Annotated in this window: 22 protein-coding genes and 1 rRNA gene; 8 read left to right on the top strand and 15 right to left on the bottom strand. The window is 71.2% G+C overall.

Going from position 1 to position 22,304, the window contains the following annotated elements:
- Positions 1-36 precede the first annotated feature (36 nt).
- The 4 genes from ABFX46_RS39875 to ABFX46_RS39860 all read right to left on the bottom strand — a co-directional run bounded on the left by ABFX46_RS39875 (position 37) and on the right by ABFX46_RS39860 (position 4,331).
- A complete protein-coding gene (locus tag ABFX46_RS39875) occupies positions 37-1,302 on the bottom strand; it encodes a class I SAM-dependent methyltransferase (RefSeq protein ID WP_346049223.1) in 1,266 nt (421 codons plus the stop codon).
- A gap of 76 nt (positions 1,303-1,378) precedes the next feature.
- The gene (locus ABFX46_RS39870) at positions 1,379-2,746 is read right to left on the bottom strand and encodes an FAD-binding oxidoreductase (protein ID WP_346049221.1); all 1,368 of its coding nucleotides are present in this window, start codon (positions 2,744-2,746) and stop codon (positions 1,379-1,381) included.
- Positions 2,747-2,943: 197 nt separating this feature from the next.
- Complete coding sequence (locus tag ABFX46_RS39865; RefSeq protein ID WP_346049219.1) at positions 2,944-3,462, bottom strand: DUF1707 and DUF4870 domain-containing protein; 519 nt, start codon at positions 3,460-3,462, stop codon at positions 2,944-2,946.
- Positions 3,463-3,497: 35 nt separating this feature from the next.
- Positions 3,498-4,331 (bottom strand): polysaccharide deacetylase family protein, encoded by an 834-nt coding sequence (locus ABFX46_RS39860; RefSeq protein ID WP_346049217.1) that lies wholly within the window; start codon positions 4,329-4,331, stop codon positions 3,498-3,500.
- A 151-nt stretch (positions 4,332-4,482) separates the two neighbouring features.
- Here ABFX46_RS39860 and ABFX46_RS39855 point away from each other — a divergent pair, with 151 nt between their 5' ends.
- Together ABFX46_RS39855 and ABFX46_RS39850 are read left to right on the top strand one after the other, a co-directional pair.
- Positions 4,483-4,854 (top strand): hypothetical protein, encoded by a 372-nt coding sequence (locus ABFX46_RS39855; RefSeq protein WP_163062977.1) that lies wholly within the window; start codon positions 4,483-4,485, stop codon positions 4,852-4,854.
- Positions 4,855-4,903: 49 nt separating this feature from the next.
- On the top strand, positions 4,904-5,071 hold the full coding sequence (locus ABFX46_RS39850) for a hypothetical protein (RefSeq protein ID WP_346049215.1): 168 nt from the start codon (positions 4,904-4,906) through the stop codon (positions 5,069-5,071).
- Positions 5,072-5,150: 79 nt separating this feature from the next.
- Here ABFX46_RS39850 and ABFX46_RS39845 read toward each other — a convergent pair whose 3' ends face one another.
- On the bottom strand, positions 5,151-6,128 hold the full coding sequence (locus ABFX46_RS39845; RefSeq protein WP_346049213.1) for a DUF4192 domain-containing protein: 978 nt from the start codon (positions 6,126-6,128) through the stop codon (positions 5,151-5,153).
- Positions 6,129-6,316: 188 nt separating this feature from the next.
- Here ABFX46_RS39845 and ABFX46_RS39840 point away from each other — a divergent pair, with 188 nt between their 5' ends.
- A complete protein-coding gene (locus ABFX46_RS39840) occupies positions 6,317-8,362 on the top strand; it encodes an ATP-dependent DNA helicase (RefSeq protein ID WP_346049283.1) in 2,046 nt (681 codons plus the stop codon).
- Between the two features lies 1 nt (position 8,363).
- Here the strand turns inward: ABFX46_RS39840 and ABFX46_RS39835 are convergent, their stop codons facing one another.
- The 3 genes from ABFX46_RS39835 to ABFX46_RS39825 form a co-directional block, all read right to left on the bottom strand.
- Complete coding sequence (locus ABFX46_RS39835; protein WP_346049211.1) at positions 8,364-9,575, bottom strand: pyridoxal phosphate-dependent aminotransferase; 1,212 nt, start codon at positions 9,573-9,575, stop codon at positions 8,364-8,366.
- A gap of 122 nt (positions 9,576-9,697) precedes the next feature.
- The gene (locus tag ABFX46_RS39830; RefSeq protein ID WP_346049209.1) at positions 9,698-12,208 is read right to left on the bottom strand and encodes an ABC transporter permease; all 2,511 of its coding nucleotides are present in this window, start codon (positions 12,206-12,208) and stop codon (positions 9,698-9,700) included.
- Entirely contained in the window at positions 12,205-12,975 is a 771-nt protein-coding gene (locus tag ABFX46_RS39825; RefSeq protein WP_163062843.1) for an ABC transporter ATP-binding protein, read from the bottom strand. Before ABFX46_RS39825 ends, ABFX46_RS39830 begins: the two co-directional genes overlap by 4 nt.
- A gap of 203 nt (positions 12,976-13,178) precedes the next feature.
- Here ABFX46_RS39825 and ABFX46_RS39820 point away from each other — a divergent pair, with 203 nt between their 5' ends.
- The 4 genes from ABFX46_RS39820 to ABFX46_RS39805 all read left to right on the top strand — a co-directional run bounded on the left by ABFX46_RS39820 (position 13,179) and on the right by ABFX46_RS39805 (position 17,406).
- The gene (locus ABFX46_RS39820; protein WP_346049207.1) at positions 13,179-13,847 is read left to right on the top strand and encodes a TetR/AcrR family transcriptional regulator; all 669 of its coding nucleotides are present in this window, start codon (positions 13,179-13,181) and stop codon (positions 13,845-13,847) included.
- A 76-nt stretch (positions 13,848-13,923) separates the two neighbouring features.
- Positions 13,924-14,925 carry an AurF N-oxygenase family protein gene (locus ABFX46_RS39815; RefSeq protein WP_346049205.1) on the top strand — a complete coding sequence of 334 codons (1,002 nt, stop codon included), beginning with the start codon at positions 13,924-13,926 and terminating at the stop codon, positions 14,923-14,925.
- 2 nt (positions 14,926-14,927) lie between these two features.
- A complete protein-coding gene (locus ABFX46_RS39810; protein WP_346049203.1) occupies positions 14,928-16,463 on the top strand; it encodes a flavin-containing monooxygenase in 1,536 nt (511 codons plus the stop codon).
- A 124-nt stretch (positions 16,464-16,587) separates the two neighbouring features.
- Complete coding sequence (locus ABFX46_RS39805) at positions 16,588-17,406, top strand: SDR family NAD(P)-dependent oxidoreductase (RefSeq protein WP_346049201.1); 819 nt, start codon at positions 16,588-16,590, stop codon at positions 17,404-17,406.
- 6 nt (positions 17,407-17,412) lie between these two features.
- On the opposite strand, the gene ABFX46_RS39800 is transcribed toward ABFX46_RS39805, so the two are convergent.
- On the bottom strand, positions 17,413-18,609 hold the full coding sequence (locus ABFX46_RS39800) for a PP2C family protein-serine/threonine phosphatase (RefSeq protein WP_346049199.1): 1,197 nt from the start codon (positions 18,607-18,609) through the stop codon (positions 17,413-17,415).
- A gap of 146 nt (positions 18,610-18,755) precedes the next feature.
- Between ABFX46_RS39800 and ABFX46_RS39795 the strand changes: the two genes are divergently transcribed.
- A complete protein-coding gene (locus ABFX46_RS39795; RefSeq protein WP_346049197.1) occupies positions 18,756-19,253 on the top strand; it encodes a 2-thiouracil desulfurase family protein in 498 nt (165 codons plus the stop codon).
- Positions 19,254-19,383: 130 nt separating this feature from the next.
- On the opposite strand, the gene ABFX46_RS39790 is transcribed toward ABFX46_RS39795, so the two are convergent.
- The 6 genes from ABFX46_RS39790 to rrf form a co-directional block, all read right to left on the bottom strand.
- Entirely contained in the window at positions 19,384-19,590 is a 207-nt protein-coding gene (locus ABFX46_RS39790) for a DUF397 domain-containing protein (RefSeq protein ID WP_346049195.1), read from the bottom strand.
- Between the two features lie 167 nt (positions 19,591-19,757).
- Positions 19,758-20,273, bottom strand: a complete 516-nt coding sequence (locus ABFX46_RS39785; RefSeq protein WP_346049193.1) for a DinB family protein — start codon at positions 20,271-20,273, stop codon at positions 19,758-19,760.
- Entirely contained in the window at positions 20,274-21,311 is a 1,038-nt protein-coding gene (locus ABFX46_RS39780) for an NADP-dependent oxidoreductase (protein WP_346049191.1), read from the bottom strand.
- Between the two features lie 15 nt (positions 21,312-21,326).
- Positions 21,327-21,923, bottom strand: coding sequence for a TetR/AcrR family transcriptional regulator (locus tag ABFX46_RS39775; protein ID WP_346049189.1), 597 nt, complete (start codon positions 21,921-21,923; stop codon positions 21,327-21,329).
- Between the two features lie 62 nt (positions 21,924-21,985).
- Entirely contained in the window at positions 21,986-22,138 is a 153-nt protein-coding gene (locus ABFX46_RS39770) for a hypothetical protein (protein ID WP_346049187.1), read from the bottom strand.
- 52 nt (positions 22,139-22,190) lie between these two features.
- A 5S ribosomal RNA gene (rrf, locus tag ABFX46_RS39765) occupies positions 22,191-22,304 on the bottom strand; the annotation flags it as partial.

The following is a 22,304-nucleotide window of genomic DNA, read 5'->3' as shown; positions in this document are numbered from 1 at the left end:
GGTCGGCTCGTCTTCGCGGCGGGAGCGGTTCCGCCGTCACGATCCCCAGTCGGGACGCAGCGGCATGTTGCTCGTGCCGTCGTCGTGCAGCTTGACGCCGAGCGTCTGGTGCAGCTGGATCCAGTTCTGGTTGAAGCCGAGAACGCAGCCCGCCATGTAGACGCGCCACACGCGGGCGGTGCCCTCGCCGACCTCGGCGACGGCCTCGTCCCAGTGCTCGTCGAGGTTCCTCGACCAGGCGGTCAGCGTGCGGGCGTAGTGCTCGCGCAGGTTCTCCTGGTGGCGGATCTCGAAGCCCGCGTCGTTCATCTGGCTCTGGACGTAGCCGGGCCCCTCCAGCTCACCGTCCGGGAACACGTACCGGTTGATGAACCCGTTCTCCTTGCGGGACGGGGCCGTGTTGTCCGGACGGGTGATGGTGTGGTTCAGCATCCGCCCGCCCTTGCGCAGCTTCCCGTACAGGAACGAGAAGTAGGACGGGAGGTTGGCCTTCCCGATGTGCTCGGTGAGCCCGATGGAGCTGATCGCGTCGAAACCGGTCTCGGTCACGTCCCGGTAGTCCATGTGCCGGACCTCGGCGAGGTCGGACAGGCCCCGGTCGGCGATCGCCTTCTGCGCCCACTCGGCCTGCTGCTTCGACAGCGTGACCCCGAGCGCCTTGACGCCGTACTCCTTCGCGGCGTGCATCACCATGCCGCCCCAGCCGCAGCCCACGTCCAGCAGCCGCATCCCCGGCTTCAGCGCGATCTTCTTGGCGACCAGGTCGTGCTTGTTGAACTGGGCCTCCTCCAGGGTCGCGCCCTCGTGCGGATAGCACGAGCACGTGTACGCCATCGAGGGGCCGAGCACCCACTCGTAGAAGGTGTTGGACACGTCGTAGTGGTGCGAGATGGCCTTCGCGTCCCGCTTCTTGGAGTGCCGCAGCCACGACGGGATGCGGCTGAACGGCGCCTCCTGCGGGGGCGGGTCCAGCCGGCGGGACACCGCTCCGCGCAGCAGCGGGTCGCGCAGGACCGACGCGGCGATCCGCGCCTTGTCCGCCGGCGTGACATCGCTCAGCACCTGCTGCATCGTCGTCAGCGCGTCGATCATGTCGCCGTCGACGTCGATCATCCCGGTCACGTAGGCGCGGGCGAGGCCCAGCGCACCCGGCGAGTGCAGCAGGTACGACACCGCGTACGGCGAACGGACGTCGAACCGGATCCCTGCGCCGGGCACCCCCGCCCGCGATCCGTCGTACGCCGTGAACTCCACCGGCGCCTCGGCCCCGGCGAGCCGCTCGAAGACGCTGGCCAGCGTCATTGTGTTCCCTCCTGTCTCTCCGCCCGGGCCGGCGCTGGCCGGCCCGTTGGGCTCCCCCGATACCGCGGACGCATGTTCAGCGCCCGCGCACGCACTTGTCGTAGAGGTCCAGCAGCCGCTCGCCCGGGTCGTACCTGCCCTTCAGGCGCCGGTAGGTCTCCCCGTCGTAGTAGCGCCAGAACTCGTCGCGGCCGTAGAAGGCGGTCGAGTAGAGGGACTTGTGCCCGTCGAGGGCAGCGACCTTCCGCTCGATGAGCCGGTTGTGGTACTCGGGGATCTGGCCGGGCGGAATCCGGACCGTGCCCCAGAAGCCGACGTTCACGTACGTGCGGCCCGTCTCCAGCGGGTACAGCGGCCACCGCTCCTTGGCGCGCAGCGGGCACAGCCAGACGGGGCTCATGCCGACCTTGTCGTGGAAGAACTCCAGGAACTCGGGCAGCCGCTCGACGGGCACCTCGATGTCCTGGATGACGTCCTCGCGGGGACGCAGGCCGCGCCACCGCTCCGCGCGCGCGATGATGTGGTACCGGCGGTCGTAGGCGACCAGCTTGCGGTACACGTCCGAGCGCTTGTACTTGTCGGGCCACAGCCGCCGGACGGTCGGGTTCTGCACGCCGAACGCGCCCGAGCACCAGAACCAGTCGGTGTCCCAGCGCCAGATGTAGTCGCGGATCGTCAGGAAGTCGACCGACCGCTCCTGGATCGACCGGTAGTAGATCCGCCGGCCGGTGTAGTCGGAGGTGTACGGCGCCGAGTCGGCGAAGAAGCCGAGCGTGATGTACTGCTCGCCGGGGCTGAAGTACGTCCCGTCCATGAAGTCGACGGACTCGCCCTCGAACGTCCCCGACTCGGTGATCTCGCCCATCGCCTCGGCCAGCGCGGCCGCGTCGCCGAACCGCAGGTGGCGGAGCCGGACGTACGGGCGGACCGGCCGCAGCTCGATCTTCAGCCGCAGCGAGTAGCCGAGCGTCCCGTAGGAGTTCGGGAACCCGAAGAACAGGTCGGCGTGCTCGTTGTCGCGCGTCGCCGTGACGATCTCGCCGTCCCCGGTGAGGACCTCCATCTCCAGGACGCCCTCGTGCGGCAGCCCGTCGCGGAACGACGTCGACTCGATGCCGAGGCCCGTCACCGCCCCGCCCAGCGTGATCGTCTTCAGCTGGGGGACGACCGTCGGCATCAGCCCGTGCGGCAGCGTCGCGTCGACGAGGTCCTCGTAGGTCGTCATGCCCTGGACCTGCGCCGTGCGCTCCTCGGCGTCGACGCTCAGCACCCTGTCGAACCCGGACACGTCCAGGCCGGGCGCCTCCGAGGGGTCCCGCCACCGGAACAGGTTCGAGGTCCGCTTCGCCAGCCGCACCGGCGTGCCCGCCGGGATCGCCTCGTAGGAACGTCTGAGGGCGTCCACCGCCCGCTGGTGGTCGCCCTTGACCGCAAGCTCCGTCATCTACCCCTCCCGGACATAGTTAATCGATCATCCCATGTACGGTCCACATAATTGGGACGTCGCGGGAGTCACAGGTCGGGAGGGGAATAAACCCGCAGGTGCATACATCGGCGTCGTTTCGTCTCCTGGAGGCGACAGAACCGCTACAGGGCGGCCACGTCAACCTTTCCCCAGAGGCGCATGCCGACAAACCCTGGTCACTTCACCAGGCGCAGAATCCACGGGTAGCGGAACGTCTGGCCGGTCAGCGCGAACACCGCGGCGACCGCCGACAGCACCCACGCGACCGCGTACACGACGCCGCCGACGCCGAAGGTGACGATCGTGAGCAGCAGCAGCGTCAGCTGGAAGTTGACCGCCTCCGCCGCCTGCCGCCGGACGTACTCCGACCGCTTGCCGCTGACCAGCATCAGCACGAGCGGCCCGACGAACAGCGTCGGGACGGCCACGGCGTGCGCCGCCGCGGCGAGCATCCGGTCCTCGCCCGTCTCGCGCTGCGCGACCTGCGCGACGTGCGCCTTCCGCACGGGCTCCAGGTCGCGGGTGACGGCCGCGAGGTCGTTGCGCGTCTTGGCCGTGATGGCCAGTTGCACGCGCATGTCGAACTCGTCCTCGTCGAGGCGTCCCTCGGCGTACGCGTCCTGAAGCCGCTGGATGACCGGTTCGCGCTCGGCGTCCGAGACCCTTAGATCCCCCACCGCGTAGCTGCTGTCCATATCTCCATGCTGAACGGGCGCGCGCCGCGCGGCCATCAGGGAAGACCCTGAGCCGCCCCTGAATCGTCCTGGTGGACCATCGGGCGGCCGGTCTGCCCGTACTCCTTCCCGGGGACGAGCTTCCCGCCGTACAGCTCCGACACGGTCACGAAGACGTACCCCTCCGCGGCGAGCCGGTCGATGATCGTCGGAACCGCCTTCACCGTCGTCGGATGGATGTCGTGCATGAGCACGACATAGCCCGGCTTCACCGCCTTGAGCACCCGCTTCTCCACGTACTGGGTGTTGCGGTGCTCCCAGTCGAGCGGGTCGACCGTCCAGAGCACCTGGGCCAGGCCCATCTCCCGCGTGATGCCCGTGAGCCGCTTCGACATGGACCCGTACGGCGGCCGGAGCAGCACCGGCGTGACGCCGGACGCCCGCCGGATCGCGTCCTGCGTCCGCGTCAGCTCCTCCATGACCTTCTTCTTGGAGGCCGTCCCGAGGTCCGCGTGCGTGTAGCTGTGGTCGCCGAGCTCGTGCCCGGCGGCATGCTCGCGCTGGACGAGCTCCGGATGCTTCGCAACGTTCTCCCCCACCAGGAAGAACGTCGCCCGCACGTGCCGAGCCGCGAGGATGCCGAGCAGTTCCTCGGTGCTCTCCGCCGGCCCGTCGTCGAACGTCAGCGCCACGCACTTCACCCGCGAGCAGTCCGGCGACGGTGGCGGCGGTTCGGGCTTGGGTCTCGGTTCCGCCTTCGCCGGCCCCGCCCTCGGCGCGGCGGTGGCCGTCACCTGCCCAGGCGACGGGGCCAGCGTGCTCAGTCCCCCGAAAACCGCGGCGGCGAGCAGGGCCGCGGCCCCCCGCCGGACGCGGTCAAGCCCGTCCATCAACACCCCCGCTGCCGATCCCCCGAAGTCCGCCAGTCTAGGGCTCGGCCCCTGCCGCGCCGGGGATGCCGCCGCCTGTGTCGGGAACCGGCGCACCCGTGATGTCGTTATCGTCGTACACCGCATCCGCACCAGACGACGGGGTAAGGCGATGAGGTTCCGGGACCGATTCGGGATCCGCAAGAACCGCGGGTCCACGGTGACCAGGCTCGACCGCGAGGCGAACGACACCGACATCGAGGCGCTGATCGCCTTCGCGCGCTCCCGCCGCGGCGTCGAGTTCTTCGTCGAACCGGAGACCTTCGCCACCGACACCACCGCGGTCGCCGTCGCCCACGACGGCGAATGGACCCGCCGCCGCGTGGGCTCCCCCAAGGTCATCGGCAAGGTGGCCCGCGACCTCGGCCTCCCCGTCTACGACGTCCAGATCGTCGGCTACCCGCCCCGCATGCGCGCCTGGAACGCCCGCAACCCCGACCGCCGCCTGGACCCCGGCACCCCCGGCCAAGCCGTAGCCCCCTGACCCACCCCCACCAAGCACACCAACACCGACACCCGGCACCGCACCAACCATGCAGGTGACGGCCGGACTGGCAACGGCCGGGCGGGTGACGGCCGGGCGGGTGACGGCCGGGCGGGTGACGGCCGGGCGGGTGACGGTGGCTGGGCTGGTGACGGCGGGGCTGGTGGTGGGGGCTGGGCTGGTGTTGATTGCAGGTCGGCATGTGCGCCAGCGCTGAGTGGGCTCGTGGGGGCGTGCGTCGGTGGGCTTGTGGTGGTGCTTGGAGGGGCATGTGCTCGCTCGGGGTCGGGGTCGGGTCAGCTGGCTTTTCTTGGGTGGTTGTAGGCGGCGGCCAGGTCTTCGGAGGTCATGCGGAGGCGGAGTTGGGAGGGCGGGATGCCGGCGTTGATCACCTCGCGGAGGATGACGGCCATCGAGTAGGCGGGGTCGGCGTCCAGGGCGCGTTCGAGGGCCACGTTGGCGAGGCCGCCGTCGCCCGCGGAGTAGGCGGCGAAGGCCAGGAGGGACGCGGGGGCGGGGGCGTACGGGGTCTCTACGCGGCGCACGATGCCGCGCCAGAAGGCGATGTCGGCGGCCGGAGCCTCCTCGTCGATGCGGATCCATGCCTCGTCGCGCAGGCGCAGGTCGGTGAGGAGGAAGCCGAGCCGGGCGACCTCGTCGTCGGTGGGTCTCATGCCGGTGCGGACGTGGGTGAGCAGCGTCAGGACGAAGGCCAGGTCCTCCTCGGTGGTGCGGCCCTGGGCGAGGTGGCGCTTTTCGGCTCTCGCGGTGGCTTCGCGCATGGCGGTGCGGGCGGGGCCGTCCAGGGGCTGGACGGAGCGGACGAGTTCGGCGCGGTCGGCGAGCGCGACGTGGCCCGCATAGGTCGCCTGGGCGGCGAGGACGCTGGCGGAGATGTCGTACGGGGTGCCCTCGGGCGGGCAGCAGTCGGCGCGGCAGGTGAGCGACCACCAGCGGCCGTCGGCGACGCGGATCGCCTCGGCGGCGGGGACGCCGGCGGAGGCGAGGGCCTCGCGCACCGGGCCGGCCGATTCCTCGACCTCGGCGGCCGGGCCGTAGCCGAGGAGCAGGGAGCGGGTGAAGCCGTTGGCGGCGAGGAGCGCGGCCACCCGGCCGGCCGCGCCGGCGGCCGGTAAGTCGAGCCGGATCGCGCATGTGCCGCGGTCGCGGCCCTCGAAGCCGATGACGACGAGGCTGCGGGACGGGTGGAAGCCCAGCAGGTAGGGGACGGCCGCGATGGCGTCCTGGGCTGTGCGGATCACGAGAGGTGCCATGACGTCGACGTTCGCAGCCCCGCGGGGCGGCCGGTGGCGGCTCACGGAACTGTGGATAACTCCGCGGCCGGGCCCGGGCGGGCGGGCTCTTGGCCGTGACGGGACGCGGGTGTCGGCCGGGGGCGGTAGCGTTGGGCGGCGTGCCCACCCCTGATCTGCTGACCGGCAGCGATACCCAGATTCCGGACATGGCGACCCTCCTCGCCGCGGCCGTCGCGTCCATCGGGGGTGCCGAGCGCCCGGGTCAGGTGGAGATGGCGCGCGCGGTGGAGAAGGCGATCGACGCCGGGGAGCATCTCGCCGCGCAGGCCGGCACGGGGACGGGCAAGTCGCTCGCCTATCTCGTGCCCGCGATCCGCCACGCGGTGGAGAAGCAGACGACGGTGGTGGTGTCGACGGCGACGATCGCGCTGCAGCGGCAGCTCGTCGACCGCGACCTGCCCCGGCTGGCGGAGGCGCTCGGGCCGATGCTCGGGACGGAGCTGAAGTTCGCGATCCTCAAGGGCCGCCGCAACTACCTGTGCCTGCACCGGGTGCAGACCGGTGTCCCCGAAGAGGAGGACGGGCCGAGTCTGTTCGACCCGCAGCAGCTCTCATCGCTGGGACGGCAGGTCAAGCGCCTCAACGAGTGGGCCGAGGAGACCCGCACCGGCGACCGCGACGAGCTGGTGCCCGGAGTGAGCGAGCAGGCGTGGCGGCAGGTGGCCGTGACGGCGAAGGAGTGCCTGGGCGCGCAGCGGTGCCCGCACGGGACGGAGTGCTTCGCCGAGCTCGCCAGGGCCGAGGCGGGCGAGGCGCACATCGTGGTCACCAACCATGCGCTGCTGGCCATCGATGCCTTGGAGGAGTTCCAGGTCCTCCCCGAGCACGATGTCGTCATCGTGGACGAGGCCCATGAGCTGGTCGACCGGGTGACGTCGGTGGCCACGGGAGATTTGAGCGCGACCGGGGTGGAGACCACCGCCCGGCGCTGCGGGCGGCTGATCGAAGAGGCCGTCGCAGACCGGCTGAAAGAGGCCGCGGAGGGCCTCGGCATCCTGCTTGAGGATCTGCCCCAAGGGCGTATGGACGTCCTCCCGTCCGCCCTGGGCAACACCCTCGCGGTGGTGCGCGACGCCGCACACGCGTGCATCACGGCGATCGGGCCGGAGAAGAAGGACTCTGATCCCGGTGACATGGCCGCGCGCAAGGCGGCGCGGTCGTCGCTGGAGGAGCTCCATGACACGGCCGTGCGGATGCTGGAGGCGTTCCAGCCCGAGATGGCGCAGCGCTTCGACGTGGTGTGGGTGGAGAAGCCGTTCGTGCAGGACGGCCGTCCGAAGCGTCCGCCGGCGCTGCACGTGGCGCCGATCGGGGTCGGCGGCCTGCTGCGCGCGACGCTGTTCGAGCAGCGCACCGCGATCCTGACGTCGGCGACGCTGACGCTCGGCGGGTCGTTCGAGCCGCTCGCGCGCCAGTGGGGCCTGCCGCCGCTGGACGAGAAGTCCTCTGGGGACGCCAAGACCGCCGCGGAGGGGCTCGCGCAGACCGCGACGGAGAAGGGCGAGGAGACGAAGGTCGTGTGGTCCGGGCTGGACGTCGGCTCGCCGTTCGACCATCCGAAGGCCGGCATCCTCTACGTCGCGCGGCACCTGCCGCAGCCGGGGCGGGACGGCCTCGCCGACGCCTACCTCACCGAGATCACCGAGCTGATCGAGGCGGCGGGCGGGCGGGCGCTGGGCCTGTTCTCCTCGATGCGGGCGGCACGGCAGGCCGCCGACGAGCTGAAGGACCACCTGACGCATCCGCTGCTGTGCCAGGGCGAGGACTCCACGTCCCTGCTGGTGAAGCAGTTCGCCGAGGACGAGCGGACCTGCCTGTTCGGCACCCTGTCGCTCTGGCAGGGCGTGGACGTGCCCGGCCCGTCGCTGCAGCTCGTCATCATGGACCGCATCCCGTTCCCGCGCCCGGACGACCCGGTGTCGTCGGCGCGGTCGCGGGCGGTCGCGGCGCGCGGCGGCAACGGGTTCATGGCGGTCGCCGCGACGCATGCCGCGCTGCTGCTCGCGCAGGGCGCGGGCCGGCTGCTGCGGTCGATGGACGACCGCGGTGTCGTCGCCGTCCTCGACCCGCGGCTCGCCACGGCCCGCTACGGCGGCTTCCTGAAGAACTCGCTGCCGCCGTTCTGGGCGACGACCGACCCGGACGTGGTCCGCGGCGCGCTCCGCCGCCTCGACGCCGCCGCGCAGGGGTGACTCAGCGGCGGTAGGTCTGCAGGAACTCGCCGATGCGGCCGACGGCGTCCTCCAGGTCGTCGGCGTACTGGAGGGTGACGACGCGGAAGTGGTCGGTGGCCGGCCAGTTGAAGCCCGTCCCCTGGACGACGAGGAGCTTCTGCTGTTCGAGCAGGTCGAGGGCGAAGCGCATGTCGTCCTCGATGGGGTACATCTCCGGGTCGAGGCGCGGGAAGACGTACAGGGCGCCCTGCGGTTTGACGCAGCTCACGCCCGGCAGGTCGTTCAGCAGCTTCCAGGCGCGGTCGCGCTGCTCGCCGAGCCGGCCGGTCGGCAGGACGAGGTCGTCGATGCTCTGGTAGCCGAAGAGCGCGGCCTGGATGGCGTGCTGGCCGGGGACGTTCGGGCACAGCCGCATGTTGGCGAGGATGTCGAGGCCCTCGATGTAGGACTCGGCGTGCTCCTTCGGCCCGGACAGCACGACCCAGCCCGACCGGAACCCGGCGACCCGGTAGTTCTTCGACAGCCCGCCGAAGGTGAGGCAGAGCAGGTCGGGCGCCAGGGACGCGATCGGCACGTGCTCGGCGTCGTCGTAGAGGATCCGGTCGTAGATCTCGTCGGCGAAGACCAGCAGGTTGCGGCGGCGCGCGACCTCGACGATGCGGGACAGGACCTCCCGCGAGTAGACGGCGCCGGTGGGGTTGTTCGGGTTGATGATGACGATGGCGCGGGTGCGGTCGCCGATCTTCGCCTCGATGTCGTCCAGGCTCGGCTGCCAGCCGTCGTCCTCGTCGCACAGGTAGTGGACGGGGGTGCCGCCGCAGAGCGACACCGACGCCGTCCACAGCGGGTAGTCGGGCGCGGGGATGAGGACCTCGTCGCCGTCGTTGAGCAGTGCCTGCAGGGTCATGACGATGAGCTCGGACACGCCGTTGCCGAGGTAGACGTCCTCGACGTCGATGCCGGACACGCCGCTGTCCTCGAAGCGCTGCACGATGGCGCGGCGCGCGGCGAGGATGCCCTTGGAGTCGCTGTAGCCGTGCGCCTCCGGCAGGTTGCGGATCATGTCCTGGAGCAGCTCGGGCGGGGCCTCGAACCCGAACGGGGCCGGGTTGCCGATGTGCAGCTTGAGGATCTTGCTGCCCTCGGCCTCCAGCTGCTTGGCGCGCTTCAGCACCGGCCCGCGGATGTCGTAACAGACGTTGGTCAGCTTGCCCGACTGGTTGACCTGCATGGATTCACCATAACCGCGGGCCGCCCGCGACACGCCCGCCACCCCGCCGCACCGGTGGCCGGGGCCGGACGCCCCGGTCCCCCGGCCGCTGAGGAGCCGGGGGGCCGGGGCGGGCGGACGCGTCACGGTGCGGCGATCGCGGTGAGGATCGCCAGCCGCGCGGCGCGGCGGGCCGGGCGGACCGCGGCGAGGGCCCCGGCGACCGCGCCGACGACCGCGATGACCGCCATGGTCGCGGCGGACGGCGCGAACGGGTTCCCGAGGGCCGCGCCGAGCCCCCAGCCGAGGAACGCGCCGAGGCCGAGCCCGCCGCCGGTGCCGAACAGCGCCACGATGACCGATTCCCACCGGACCATGGACCTGATCTGCGGGCGGGTCGCGCCGACCGCGCGGAGCAGCCCGAGCTCGCGGGTCCGCTCGTGGACGGCGAGCGACAGCGTGTTCGCGATGCCGAGCAGGGCGACGACGATGGCGAGGATGAGCATCCCGTAGACGACCGTGATGAAACCGGACATCTCTTCGGTCTGCGCGGCGACGAACTCGTCCCGCGACTGGACCTCGGGCGCTCCGTACGGCTTGGCGAGCGCCGTCAGGGCCTGCCTGGCGGACGCGGCCGACGCGCCGGGGTTCAGTTCGACGAAGGCACGCGTGTCCAAGGGCTGCTTGGTGTGCACGTCCCATACGGCACGCGGGACGAGGTAGTCACCGGTCAGGTCGGTGTTCTCGTAGACGGCTCCCACGGTGAGCTTCTGCGAGGTCCCGTCCGCGAACGTCACGCCGACCGGGGTGCCCACGTGCCAGTCGTTGTCGTCCGCGACCTTGGCGGAGACGGCGAACGTACCGGCGCCGGTCAGGCCGCCGTCCCTGACGTCCAGGTCGAGGACGCGACGCAGGCTGGACGGGTCGGCCACGCTCACGGTGGACGGCGAGCCGTCCACGCGCATGCTGCCCGTGCCGAGCCCGGCGACCCCGCTCACCTGCGGCAGCCTCGCCGCGTCCTGGACGAGCGCGGTGCTGAACCCGCCCGTCTCGTTGTTCCCGGCGTTCACGACGATCGGGCCCTTGAACGACCCGGCGACGCCGTCCTCCAGCGAGGCGCGCAGCGACCCGATGAACACCGTCATCAGCGTGACGACCCCGACGCCGATCATCAGCGCGGTCGCGGCGCCGGCGGTGCGGGCGGGGCTGCGGGAGGCGTTGTCGCGGGCGAGCGCCCCCGGCACGCCGCGCAGCCGAGCCGCGGGCCCGCCGAGCAGGGCCGCGACCGGACGGGCGGCGACCGGCCCGAGCGCGACCATCGCGACGACGGTCACCAGCGCGCCCGCGGCGGCCATCGCCAGCTGCTCGGTGACCGCCCCGAACACGACGGTCCCGACGGCGACCGCCGCGAACACGCCGCCGACGATGACCCGGGTCTCCGACGGGCGGGACGGCTCGGCCGCGACCTCGCGCAGCGCGGCGAGCGGCGGCACCCGCGACGCCTTCAGCGCGGGGCCGAGCGCCGCGACCAGCGTGACCACCAGCCCGACCGGCACCGCGATGAGGATCGAGGTGCCGGCGACCGTGAGCCCCTCCATCGCGATCCCGATCCGGAACTGCGTGAACAGCTGCCGGAGCAGGGCCGCGAAGCCGAGCCCGCCGGCGAGCCCGGCGAGGGTGGCGGCGCCGCCGACGACGAGGGCCTCGAAGCCGACGATCGCGACGACCTGCCGGCGTCCGGCGCCGAGGGCGCGCAGCAGCGCGGACTCGCGGGTGCGCTGCGCCATCGTGATCGCGAACGTGTTGTGGATCGAGAACGCGGCGACGAGCAGCGCGACCCCGCCGAACGCGGCGAGCACGATCCGGAACACGCGCAGGAAGCCGCTCTCGACGAGGCTCATGCCCTCCTCGACCTGCGCCTTGTTCGTGACGGCCTCCACCCCGGCGGGCAGGGCCGGCGCGATCCGCGCGGCCAGTTCCGCCTGGCTGACGCCGTCCTCCGCCCGGACGGCGACGCCGCTGACGCGGCCCGTGCCCTTGGCGACGTACTCGCGGGCGCCGGCGAGCGAGAACGCGGTGAAGGACGTCTCGCCGAACGCGTCCTCGTCGCCGAACCTGCTGATCCCGACGACGGTCACGGGGATCTTCTGCGGCGTGAGCACCGCCGTCCGGTCGCCGACCTTCAGGTCCCCGTCGTCGGCGAACATCTTGTTGATGACGACCTCGTCCGGTGCGCGCGGCGCCCGTCCCGACACAAGGTGGTACGGGTTGAGCTCCGGATCGGTCATCCAGTTGCCGGCGACCCGGGGACCGCGCGACTGGATCGTGGTGCCGTCCTTGGCGAGCAGTTGCCCCGACCCCTGGATGGTGGGTTCGGCACTGGCGACACCGTCCACCTGGCGGACCTTGTCCAGGACCGAGCCGTCGATCTGCCCGCGCGCGCCCCACGGCGCGTCGCTCACCTTGGTCGCGTTCCGCACGGTCACGTCCGTGTTGCCGTACGCCTTGGAGAAGTACCCGTCGATGCTCGCCGCGAGCGTGTCGCCGAGGACGAGCGTTCCGGTCAGGAACGTCACGCCCAGGAAGACCGCGACCAGGGAGCCGGCCATCCGGCGCTTGCGTCCCCACAGTTCCTTGAAGACGAGTGCCATCATGAGCGGTCTCCCAGCCCTCGCATGCGGTCCAGCACCCGGTCGGGCGTGGGGGCTTCCATGACGTCGACGACCCTGCCGTCGGCGAGGAACACGACCGCGTCGGCGTGCCCGGCGGCGACCGGGTCGTGGGTGACCATCGCGACGGTCTGGCCGAGGTCGTCGACGGCGTTGCGGAGCAGCGCCAGGACCTCGGCGCCGGTGCGGGAGTCGAGGTTGCCGGTCGGCTCGTCCGCGAACACGATCTGCGGGCGGGTGACCAGCGCGCGGGCGAGCGCCACCCGCTGCTGCTGCCCGCCGGACATCTCCGCCGGCCGGTGCGACAGCCGGTCCCCCAGCTTCAGGACGCGGACGACGGTGTCCAGCCACTCGCCGTCCGGCCTCGTCCCCGCGAGCGTCAGGGGAAGGAGGATGTTGTCGCGCGCCGTCAGGGTCGGGATCAGGTTGAACGCCTGGAACACGAACCCGATGCGCTCGCGCCGGAGCCGGGTGAGCCGCCGGTCCGACAGCGCGCCGAGCTCCTGGTCGCCGACGTAGACCTTGCCGGACGTGGCGTCCTCCAGCCCCGCCACGCAGTGCATGAGCGTGGACTTGCCGGCGCCGGACGGGCCCATGATGGCGGTGAACCGCCCGTCCGGGAACTCCACGGTGACGTCGTCGAGCGCGCGCACCGCCATGTCGCCCGACCCGTACACCTTGCCGAGGCGGACGGTGCGCGCACCGCCGCCGACTTCACTGACCGTTCGTCGTGCCTCTGCTGCGTTTCCCATGTCCGGGATCGTGGCCGCGCGCCATGCCGCCCGTCGTCGTGCGAGGAGAGGCACCCCGCCTGCTCCCCCGGACGCACCGCGCCCCGTCCGGCTACGTCCCCCGCGGTACGCGGGAAGATCAATAAGACTCGATGTCCAATTGTGATGCGGGCAACATACATGCAGGCTTGCTTGCTTGTTTGTCCGCTCGTACCGTCTGAGCCATGGCAGTAAGCAGCCGCCGACGCCACCGGCACGGCTCGTCGGGCCGCCGCACGCAGGAGGAACGCCGGTCGCGCACGCGGGCCAGGCTCCTGGAGGCGACCATGGAGTGCCTGGTCGACCTCGGCTGGTCCGGGACGTCCACCACGGAGGTGGCCCGCCGCGCCGGCGTCTCGCGCGGCGCGCAGCAGCACCACTACCCGACGAAGATGGTGCTGGTCGCGGCGGCGCTGGAGCACCTGCTGGAGGCGCAGCGGCTCGCGTACGAGACCGCGTTCGCGGTGCTGCCGCCCGAGCGGCGCAACGTCTCGGGCGCCCTCGACCTGCTGTGGGAGGTGTTCCGCGGCCGTCCGGCCAAGGCCCTCATGGAGCTGGCCGTGGCCGCCCGCACCGACGACGAGCTGCGGCCGCTGTGCATCGACCTGAACGAGCGGATCCTCCAGGTGATCCTGGAGACGTTCGAGCGGCTGTTCCCGCAGAACACGCTCGCCCCCGGCTTCGCCCCGACGATGCTGCGCGCCCTGTTCGCGATGTTCGTCGGGCTCTCCATACAGAACGCCCTGGACGACGACGCCGAAGGCCACCAGGCCGCGGTGCTGCGCCAGATCAAGGACGTCGCGCTGCTGATCGTCCCCCAGCAGGGGGCGGCGGCGCCCACAACCGAACAGTGACCCACCCCCGACACCTCCTGTGACACCGCCGGCCCGGCGTCCGCCCGAGGCCGCAGCCCCCGAGGGAGCGCCCCACATGCCGAAAGCCCCCACCGACCTCGCCAGCGAGCTCCGCGAGCAGGTCAAGGACAAGAAGTCGTACCTCGGCGTCATCGACCGCCTGAACAAGGCGTCGGTGGAGAAGCACTGGGAGGCCTACGCCGACATCCCCTGGGACGACCCCGAGTTCACGGTCGACAAGAACGACCCGCGCTGGGTCCTGCCGGAGTTCGACCGGCTCGGCGAGACGGCCTGGTACAAGGCGCAGCCGCCGGAGATCCAGGCGCAGATCGGGCTGTGGCGCGTCGCCACCGCGATGAAGATCGGCCTGCAGTTCGAGAACCTGCTGAAGCGCGGGCTGCTCAACTACGCCTACCGGCTGCCGAACGGGCGGCCGGAGTTCCGGTACGTCTACCACGAGACGACCGAGGAATGTCACCACGGGATGATGTTCCAGGAGTTCGTGAACCGGACGAAGATGCCGATCCGCGGCATGCCGCGGGCGCTCAACCTCATCGCGCAGGCCGCGCCGTGGATCCCGCTGGTCAGCACCGAGATGTTCTTCGTGTTCGTGCTCGGCGGCGAGGACCCGATCGACTACGTCCAGCGCAAGTCGCTCAAGGGCGGGCACATCAAGCACCCGCTCGAAGAGACCATCATGAAGATCCACATCGCGGAGGAGGCCCGGCACATCTCGTTCGCCCGGCACTACCTCAAGCACCGGGTGCCGAACATGAGCCCGGCGCGCCGCCGCATCCTCGGCGCCGCGACCCCGGTCGTGCTCGGCGTGATGGCGCGGATCATGCTGTCCCCGCCCGGCCCGATGGTGCGGCACTTCAACATCCCGAAGGACGTCGTCCGCGCCGCCTACAAGAACCCGGCGTCGCAGGCGGAGATCTCCAACTCGGTCGGCAAGATCCGCGACCTGATGGCCGAGCTCGGCGTGATCGACCCGGTGAACCGGCGGATCTGGAAGGCGTTCGGCATCTGGGACGAGCCCGGCACGCGCCGTCCCCTCGAGGCCCCGAAGGCCGCGTGAGCATGGCCGACGTTCAGGCGGGCCCCGCCGTGGTGACGCCGGCGGCGGGGCCGGGCGGTCCGTACAAGGTCGTCATCATCGGGACGGGCTTCTCCGGCCTCGGCATGGCGATCGGGCTGAAGAAGGCCGGCGTGCACGACTTCGTCGTCCTGGAGAAGGCGGACGAGGTCGGCGGCACCTGGCGGGAGAACACCTACCCGGGGTGCGCGTGCGACATCATGTCGCTGCTGTACGCGTACTCGTTCGAGCCCAAGGCCGACTGGTCGCGGATGTTCCCGAAGCAGGCGGAACTCCTGCAGTACATCAAGGACATCGTCGACAAGTACGACCTGGCGCAGCACATCCGGTTCAACGCCGAGGCGACCGGGACGGAGTACGACGACGCCACCGACACCTGGCGGGTGACCGTCAACGGCGACGAGGTCGTCCGGGGACGGGCGCTGGTCGCCGGGATGGGGCCGCTGCACCGCCCGAGCATCCCGGACCTGCCCGGCCTCGCCGCCTTCGAGGGCACGACGTTCCACTCGGCCGAGTGGGACCACTCCTGCGACCTGGCCGGCAAGCGGGTGGCGGTGATCGGGACGGGCGCGTCCGCGATCCAGTTCGTCCCGCAGATCGCGAAGACGGCCGGGCACCTGACGGTGTTCCAGCGGACGCCGCCGTGGATCATCCCGAAGCCCGACCGCCGCGTCACCGGGCTGGAGCGGACGCTGTTCCGGCGCGTCCCGCTCGTGCAGCGCGGATACCGCAACGGCATCTACCTGATGCAGGAGAGCTTCGTCCTCGGGTTCAAGAACCCGCGGCTGCTGAGGGCGGCCAGTTCGCTCGCGCGGATGCACCTCGCCCGCCAGGTCCCCGACCGGGACCTGCGCCGCAAGCTGACGCCCGACTACACGATGGGCTGCAAGCGGACGCTCGTGTCCAGCGACTACTACCCGGCGCTGATGCGGCCCAACGTCGAGCTGACGACGAAGGGCATCGCGGAGGTCCGCGAGCACTCGATCGTCACCCGCGACGGGCGCGAGCACGAGGTCGACGCGATCATCTTCGGCACCGGCTTCCACGTCACCGACGCGTTCGACGGCGCGCACATCGTCGGCCGGAACGGGCTGAAGATCCAGGACGCCTGGAAGGACGGCATCGAGGCGCACCTCGGCGTCGCGGTCGCGGGCTTCCCGAACCTGTTCCTGCTGCTCGGCCCGAACTCCGGGCTCGGCCACAACTCGATGATCTTCATCATCGAGGCGCAGGTCCGCTACGTCCTGCAGTGCCTGGCGATGCTGGACGCGGCGGGCGGCGCGCGGATCTCGGTGAAGCCGTCCGTCCAGGACCGGTTCAACCAGTGGGTGCAGCGCAGGTCGGAGGGCGCCGTCTGGGTCGCCGGCGGCTGCGACAGCTGGTACCTCGACCGCGACGGGGTGAACCGGGCGGCGTGGCCGGCGTCGACGCTGAACTACTGGCTGCGCACCCGCCGGCTGAACCCCGCCGACTTCCAGATCGAGCGGCGGGACGGCGAGCGCGGTTTCGTCGACGCGTGACTACCGGCGCGGCCGGCGCACCCCCTAGACTTCCCCGCAATTACACAATGAATCCAATTAGCCACTGCGGGCCGGGCCACTCCCCCACGCGCCCGGACCCGCGGTCCATCGAGCGGAGCGCGCAATGAGCATCGCGATCGTGACCGGAGGCGCATCCGGCATCGGCCGTGCGATCGCCACGTCCCTGGTGGCGCGCGGCGACACCGTCGTGGTCACCGACATCAACGCCGACGGCGCCGCCAAGGTCGCCGAGAAGCTGAACACCCTCGGCAAGGGCAAGGCGGCCTCCGCCGCGCTCGACGTCACCGACGCCGCCGCCGTCGCCGACCTCTACCAGGGCGTGAAGGCCGACCACGGGCGGCTCGACCTCGTGTTCAACAACGCCGGCATCGCGATCGGCGGCCTGGCCGAGGAGCTCACCCTCGACCACTGGAACCGCGCCATCGACATCAACCTCAAGGGCGTCGTCCACGGCGTCCACGCCGCCTACCCGATCATGCTGGAGCAGCGCTCCGGCCACATCGTCAACACCGCGTCGCTGGCCGGGCTCGTCCCGATGCCGATCGGCATCCCCTACACCGCCACCAAGCACGCCGTCGTCGGCCTGTCCCTCGGGCTGCGCGCGGAGGCCGCCGGACGCGGCGTCAAGGTCAGCGTCGTCTGCCCGTCCTTCGTCGACACCCCGCTCCTGCACAACGTCAACCCGGACCTGCCCGAGACGCCGATGAGCGGCGACGCGACCGGCGACATCGCCAAGGCGTCCCCGCGCCTCTACACGGCGGAGAAGCTGGCCCGCGACATCATGCGCGGCGTCGCGAAGAACCAGGCGCTCATCGTCGCCCCCGCGCACGGCCGGCTCGCCTGGCGCGGCGTCCGCCTCAACCCGGGCGCCGCCGTCCGCGTCGCGCAGATCGCCGTGGACCGGATCCGCTCCGGGAAGTGACCCCGGTCAGGCGGGGGCGCGGCGGACGACCAGCAGCGCGACGTCGTCCTCGGCCTGCCACCGGCCGATGAGCGCCGCCATCACCGCCGCGCCGACCGCCTCGGCCGGGCCCGCCGTCACCGCCGCGCACAGCCGGTCGATGCCGGTGTTGAGCGAGCTGTCCCGCCGCTCGATCAGCCCGTCGGTGTAGAAGCAGAGCAGCCCCCCGGGCGGGAGGTCGATGGTGATCGTCCGCCGGGGGACCTCGTCGCCCATGCCGATCAGGACGTCGGGCTTGGTGTCGACGGTGCACGCGGGCTCCCCGGGCACGGCGATCACCGGCGGGAGGTGGCCGGCCGACGACAGCCGGACCCGCTCCAGCCCCGGCTCGCAGATCGCGTACAGGACGGTCGCGGTCGCGTCGGGCTCGAAATGCTGCATCTTCCGGTCGAGCCTGCGCAGGGCCTCGGCCGGATCGTCGGTCTCCAGCGCGTAGGCGCGCAGCGCGCTGCGCATCCGCCCCATGACCACGGCGGCCGCGAAGCCGTGCCCGGCGACGTCCCCCATGACGATGCCGATCTCCCCGGACGGGAGCGTGAACACGTCGTACCAGTCGCCGCCGACGTCGGCCTTGCCGGGACGGTAGCGCGCGGAGAGATCGGCGCCGGGGATGTCGGGCAGCGCGGACGGCACCAGGCTGCGCTGCAACTCCAGGGCGCCGGAGCGTTCGGCGCGGTTCTGCAGCCCCTGCACGGCCATCGCCGCGCGCGAGGCCGCGAGCTGGAGGAACTCGGTGTCGTCCGGGGTGAACCGGCGGGCGGTCAGCGTCCCGACGTGCAGCACGCCGACGAGCGCGCCGCCGCCGATCAGCGGCACGCCGAGCAGGGACCGGAGCCCCCGCTGGACGAGCAGCGGGTTGAACACCCCCGCGGTCGGCACGTCCGCGATGTAGACGGGCCTCCGCTCCGCCGCGACGCGCCCGGCGAACCCCTGCCCCACGGGGACGTGGGCGGCCTGGCTGACCTCCTCCTCTATGCCCTTCGCGGCCGCCGCCACGAGGAACCGCCGCTGCCGGTCCAGGAGCAGGACCACGGCGGTGTCCACGTGCAGGATCTCGCGCACCCGGTCGAGGAGGGTGTCGAGGAATTCGTCCACGCCCATATGGGCGAACGCCTCGTCGGTGATCGCCCGGATGTTCTCGAGCTTGCGGACCGCGCTCTTCACGTCATCCGCTGACTTCTCCAACCTTCCACCCACATATGCGAAATCTACTCATCTGCCACTGTTACCCCAGGCGCGAGCACCGATCCCGGCGGTGACGCGGGTCACAGACCGCGAGCCGGCGGGACGGCCGACATAGTCTGGAGGACGTGGAACGCATACTGGTCAGCTCCTGCCTGGCGGGGCGGCCCGTCCGCTACGACGGCGCAGCCAAGCCGGTGGAAGCCGACCTCTTCGAGCGCTGGCGCGCCGAAGGACGCCTCATACCATTTTGCCCCGAAATATCGGGCGGCCTGACCGTGCCGCGCCCACCCGCCGAAATCGTCGGCGGCGACGGAGGCGACGTCCTCGACGGCACGGCCCGCATCCTCACCGGCACCGGCGAGGACGTGACCGACGAGTTCCTGCGCGGTGCCCGCCTCGCGCTCGAAACGGCCCGCCGCTCCGGCGCCCGCACGGCGCTCCTCAAGGAGGGCAGCCCGTCCTGCGGTACCCACCGCATCTACGACGGCACCTTCACCGGCACCCCCGCCCCCGGCACCGGCGTGACGACGGCCCTCCTGGAACGCGCCGGCATCAAGGTCTTCGCCGAAACCGATCTGGCCCCCGTCCAAGCCCACTTGGCCGCCCTAGAGCGAACCCCCTGACCGCTACAGGCACGCCTGCCGCATAGGGCTTCCACCGCCTGGTCCGCGGCCTTCACCGGCCACCGCGCCCCGCGCTCGCCCGCCGATGCCGAACACCGGTGGACGAGCGCGGGGCGGGCCGACCGCCCGGTCAGCTCAGGTCATGCTCCCCCGCCTTGATCGCATCGATGAACGCCCTCCCATACCCCAGATCGAGCACCAGCGCGGGTTCCGCCGGCGCCTTGCTGTCCCGGATTCCGATGCCGATCCCTAGATCGGCGACCTCTACGCAGTTGCTTGATCCGTTGCTCCGTGAACTCTTGCGCCACGCGATCCGGTCGCGAGCGGGACGGTCCATCCGAATCCTCCCTGGGTCCGCGCAGGATGTACCCACGGCACAGAAGACATGCGAAAGCCCCGTTTTCGGCCGTTCGAAACCCGGCCGCCGGAATGCCCGAAGCCGGCGGCCGCCCGAATACCCGCCTCCGGCGACCGGAGGGCCTTCGCGACCCTTGGAGCCCAGTATCAGGCCGGACCCGCACGCCTGAGAATCAGCAACTGACCGATCTCCGCCGCATTCTTCATGAGTTCGATGTTCACCCACGCGCACAGATCGGCGACGCTGAACCCGGACCCCGCCGGCCACGGGAACGCCGATTCCTCGTCCAGGCGGTCGGTGGCCGACAGCGCCGCCCGCCACGCTTCATGGATGTTCCCCAGCCATTCCGCGACCGCCGCGCAGGTGCCCGGCCAGACGACGTCCTCACGGTTGGGGACATCGGCCTGTTCGAGGTGTGCGAGCGCCGTGCTCCACCACCAGCCGATGTGCCAGGTCAGCCAGGCGATCGTCGGGGCCGGGACGGGACTGGGCTCCGCCTCGGCCCAGTCGGCAACCCATGCGCCCTCGACGCGGTGCATGGTCCAATGCGTTCGCGCCGGTTCCCAGAACAGGTCGTCGTCGCGCCACTGCCGGACGTGGAAGTCGAGCAGCGCCCAGGCGATGCCGAGCTGCCCTTCGAGCACTCGCTTGACGTCGGCCATTCAGCCGGCCTCCGTTTCCGCTGGAGCCACTCGCACCAGTTGCTTGCCGAGGTTCGCCCCGTCGAACAGCCGCTGCAGTGCCGCGGGAGCATTGTGCAGACCTTCGACCACGTCCTCCGCCCAGCGCAGTTCCCCCGCGGACACCCAGCCGGCGAGCCGGGACAGCGCCTCGGGGAAATGGCGATGGTGGTCGAAGAAGATGAAGCCCTCCATCCGGGCCCGCCGGAATGCCAGCTGCATATAGTTGGCCGGGCCCGCGCCGTACCCCGCGGCCGTGTAGCCGGACGAGATCGACCCGCACAGCGCGACCCGCGCGTGCAGTGCGAGGCGGTCGAGTGCGTTCTCCAGCAGGACACCGCCCACATTGTCGAAAACGCCGTTGAGGCCGTCGGGGGCGAAGTCGCGCAGCGCGTCCGGAACACTGTCGGCGCGGTAGTCCGCGCACGCGTCGAACCCGGCGACGTCCTTCACCCAGGCGGCCTTCTCGGGCGAGCCGGCGGTACCGATGACGCGCGCACCGGAGAGCCGCGCGATCTGCCCGGCCAGCGAGCCGACACTGCCCGCCGCACCGGTGACCAGCACCGCGTCTCCCTCCGCGACCTCCAGCACACGGGACACTCCGACGTACGCGGTCAGCCCGCTCACTCCGAAGACCGTGAGCATGTGACGCGGATCGATCCCGTCCGGGACGGGGTTGACGCCGAACAGGCCGCCGTCCCGAGCCACCACGTACTCCTGCCATCCCAGGACGCCGTAGACCCATTGCCCTTCTGGCAGCGCAGGATTCCTGGAGGACACCACGCACCCGACGCCGCTGCCGCGCATCACATCGCCAATGCCGACCGGCGCCATGTAGGTGGCATCGGGGTTGAGCCACGTGCGTTGCGTCGCGTCGATCCCCAGCCAGGCGACCCTCACCAGGGCTTCCCCGTCGGCGAGTGCGGGCAGGGGCCTGCTCCTCTCGGCGAACGTGTCAGATGTGATGCCGCTGGCAGGTCGTTCACGTAGCACGATCTGCCGGAAGGTCCCGTCGGCCATGAAGGGGAGCCTCTCTCAGGGGGCGGAGCGCGTGGCTCGGACGAAAGTCTCGGTCAGTTCGGCGATGACGGCCTCCACGGAGGCACCGCGCGCGACCCGCAGCCCTTCGACATCGAGGGTGCGGCGGATCATCGACGCCATCATGACGGAGTCGAACTCGCGCAGCTCACCGCTGCGCTGCCCTTCCTGGAACAGCGCGACGATCTCGGAGAGGGACGCCGCCACGAGCTCGTCGTAGGCGTCCGCGGCGACCGTCGCGCGGTGGGCGACGACAGCGATCAGGGCACGGGTCTCCAGCGGCGACCGGGCACAGTAGAGGAGGAAGCCGCGAACATAGGCCGCGAGCCGGTCCAGAACACTGCCGTGGCCGCCCAGCACTGCGGCGAGTTCCGGCCCGATCGCCCCGACCACCCGCGCGACGACGGCGTCCAGGACCTCGTCCCGGCTCTCGAAATTGCTGTGATAGGCGCCGCGACTGTACCCGGCCGTCTCCGCGATCGCCTCGACCGACGTCGCAGCGACGCCGCGCTCCGCGAACAGCCGCATCGCCGCCATGACGAGCTCCTCGCGCGTCCGCTCCCGCCGCTCAGCCCGCGTCTCCCGTACCGCCATGCCTCAACGATACATCATGGTATCCAAATACGCCGTCGTATCCGGCTGCACTTCGCCCCTGCTCAGGCATCGTCCTGCCCGGCGACAGAAAGCCAACCGAGATCGTCCCCGACGCGATGAATCATCAGTCCACGCGTGATCTCAGCGAGCCGGGCGACGTCGGCCGGCAGGTCGTCATAGAAACCGGTAGTGGCGGCCGGGTGAGGAGAACTCACGTGAAATGAGAAAGGGCCCCGCCGTGTCGGCGGGGCCCTTTCTGCAATATATGTCCGGCGGCGTCCTACTCTCCCACACAGTCTCCCATGCAGTACCATCGGCGCTGAAGGGCTTAACTTCCGGGTTCGGGATGGGACCGGGTGTTTCCCCTTCGCCAAAACCACC

The sequence above is a fragment of the Actinomadura chokoriensis genome (assembly GCF_039529475.1).
Taxonomy (GTDB): Bacteria; Actinomycetota; Actinomycetes; order Streptosporangiales; family Streptosporangiaceae; genus Spirillospora; species Spirillospora bangladeshensis.
Note: the sequence above shows the minus strand (reverse complement) of the source record. Positions and strands in the feature narration are given on the sequence as shown.

Excerpts from the sequence above, each read along its gene's own strand:
- ABFX46_RS39875 (WP_346049223.1), bottom strand. The coding sequence starts at position 1,302 with ATGACGCTGGCCAGCGTCTTCGAGCGGCTCGCCGGGGCCGAGGCGCCG.
- ABFX46_RS39870 (WP_346049221.1), bottom strand. The coding sequence starts at position 2,746 with ATGACGGAGCTTGCGGTCAAGGGCGACCACCAGCGGGCGGTGGACGCC.
- ABFX46_RS39865 (WP_346049219.1), bottom strand. The coding sequence starts at position 3,462 with ATGGACAGCAGCTACGCGGTGGGGGATCTAAGGGTCTCGGACGCCGAG.
- ABFX46_RS39860 (WP_346049217.1), bottom strand. The coding sequence starts at position 4,331 with ATGGACGGGCTTGACCGCGTCCGGCGGGGGGCCGCGGCCCTGCTCGCC.
- ABFX46_RS39855 (WP_163062977.1), top strand. The coding sequence starts at position 4,483 with ATGAGGTTCCGGGACCGATTCGGGATCCGCAAGAACCGCGGGTCCACG.
- ABFX46_RS39850 (WP_346049215.1), top strand. The coding sequence starts at position 4,904 with ATGCAGGTGACGGCCGGACTGGCAACGGCCGGGCGGGTGACGGCCGGG.
- ABFX46_RS39845 (WP_346049213.1), bottom strand. The coding sequence starts at position 6,128 with ATGGCACCTCTCGTGATCCGCACAGCCCAGGACGCCATCGCGGCCGTC.
- ABFX46_RS39840 (WP_346049283.1), top strand. The coding sequence starts at position 6,317 with ATGGCGACCCTCCTCGCCGCGGCCGTCGCGTCCATCGGGGGTGCCGAG.
- ABFX46_RS39835 (WP_346049211.1), bottom strand. The coding sequence starts at position 9,575 with ATGCAGGTCAACCAGTCGGGCAAGCTGACCAACGTCTGTTACGACATC.
- ABFX46_RS39830 (WP_346049209.1), bottom strand. The coding sequence starts at position 12,208 with ATGATGGCACTCGTCTTCAAGGAACTGTGGGGACGCAAGCGCCGGATG.
- ABFX46_RS39825 (WP_163062843.1), bottom strand. The coding sequence starts at position 12,975 with ATGGGAAACGCAGCAGAGGCACGACGAACGGTCAGTGAAGTCGGCGGC.
- ABFX46_RS39820 (WP_346049207.1), top strand. The coding sequence starts at position 13,179 with ATGGCAGTAAGCAGCCGCCGACGCCACCGGCACGGCTCGTCGGGCCGC.
- ABFX46_RS39815 (WP_346049205.1), top strand. The coding sequence starts at position 13,924 with ATGCCGAAAGCCCCCACCGACCTCGCCAGCGAGCTCCGCGAGCAGGTC.
- ABFX46_RS39810 (WP_346049203.1), top strand. The coding sequence starts at position 14,928 with ATGGCCGACGTTCAGGCGGGCCCCGCCGTGGTGACGCCGGCGGCGGGG.
- ABFX46_RS39805 (WP_346049201.1), top strand. The coding sequence starts at position 16,588 with ATGAGCATCGCGATCGTGACCGGAGGCGCATCCGGCATCGGCCGTGCG.
- ABFX46_RS39790 (WP_346049195.1), bottom strand. The coding sequence starts at position 19,590 with ATGGACCGTCCCGCTCGCGACCGGATCGCGTGGCGCAAGAGTTCACGG.
- ABFX46_RS39785 (WP_346049193.1), bottom strand. The coding sequence starts at position 20,273 with ATGGCCGACGTCAAGCGAGTGCTCGAAGGGCAGCTCGGCATCGCCTGG.
- ABFX46_RS39780 (WP_346049191.1), bottom strand. The coding sequence starts at position 21,311 with ATGGCCGACGGGACCTTCCGGCAGATCGTGCTACGTGAACGACCTGCC.
- ABFX46_RS39775 (WP_346049189.1), bottom strand. The coding sequence starts at position 21,923 with ATGGCGGTACGGGAGACGCGGGCTGAGCGGCGGGAGCGGACGCGCGAG.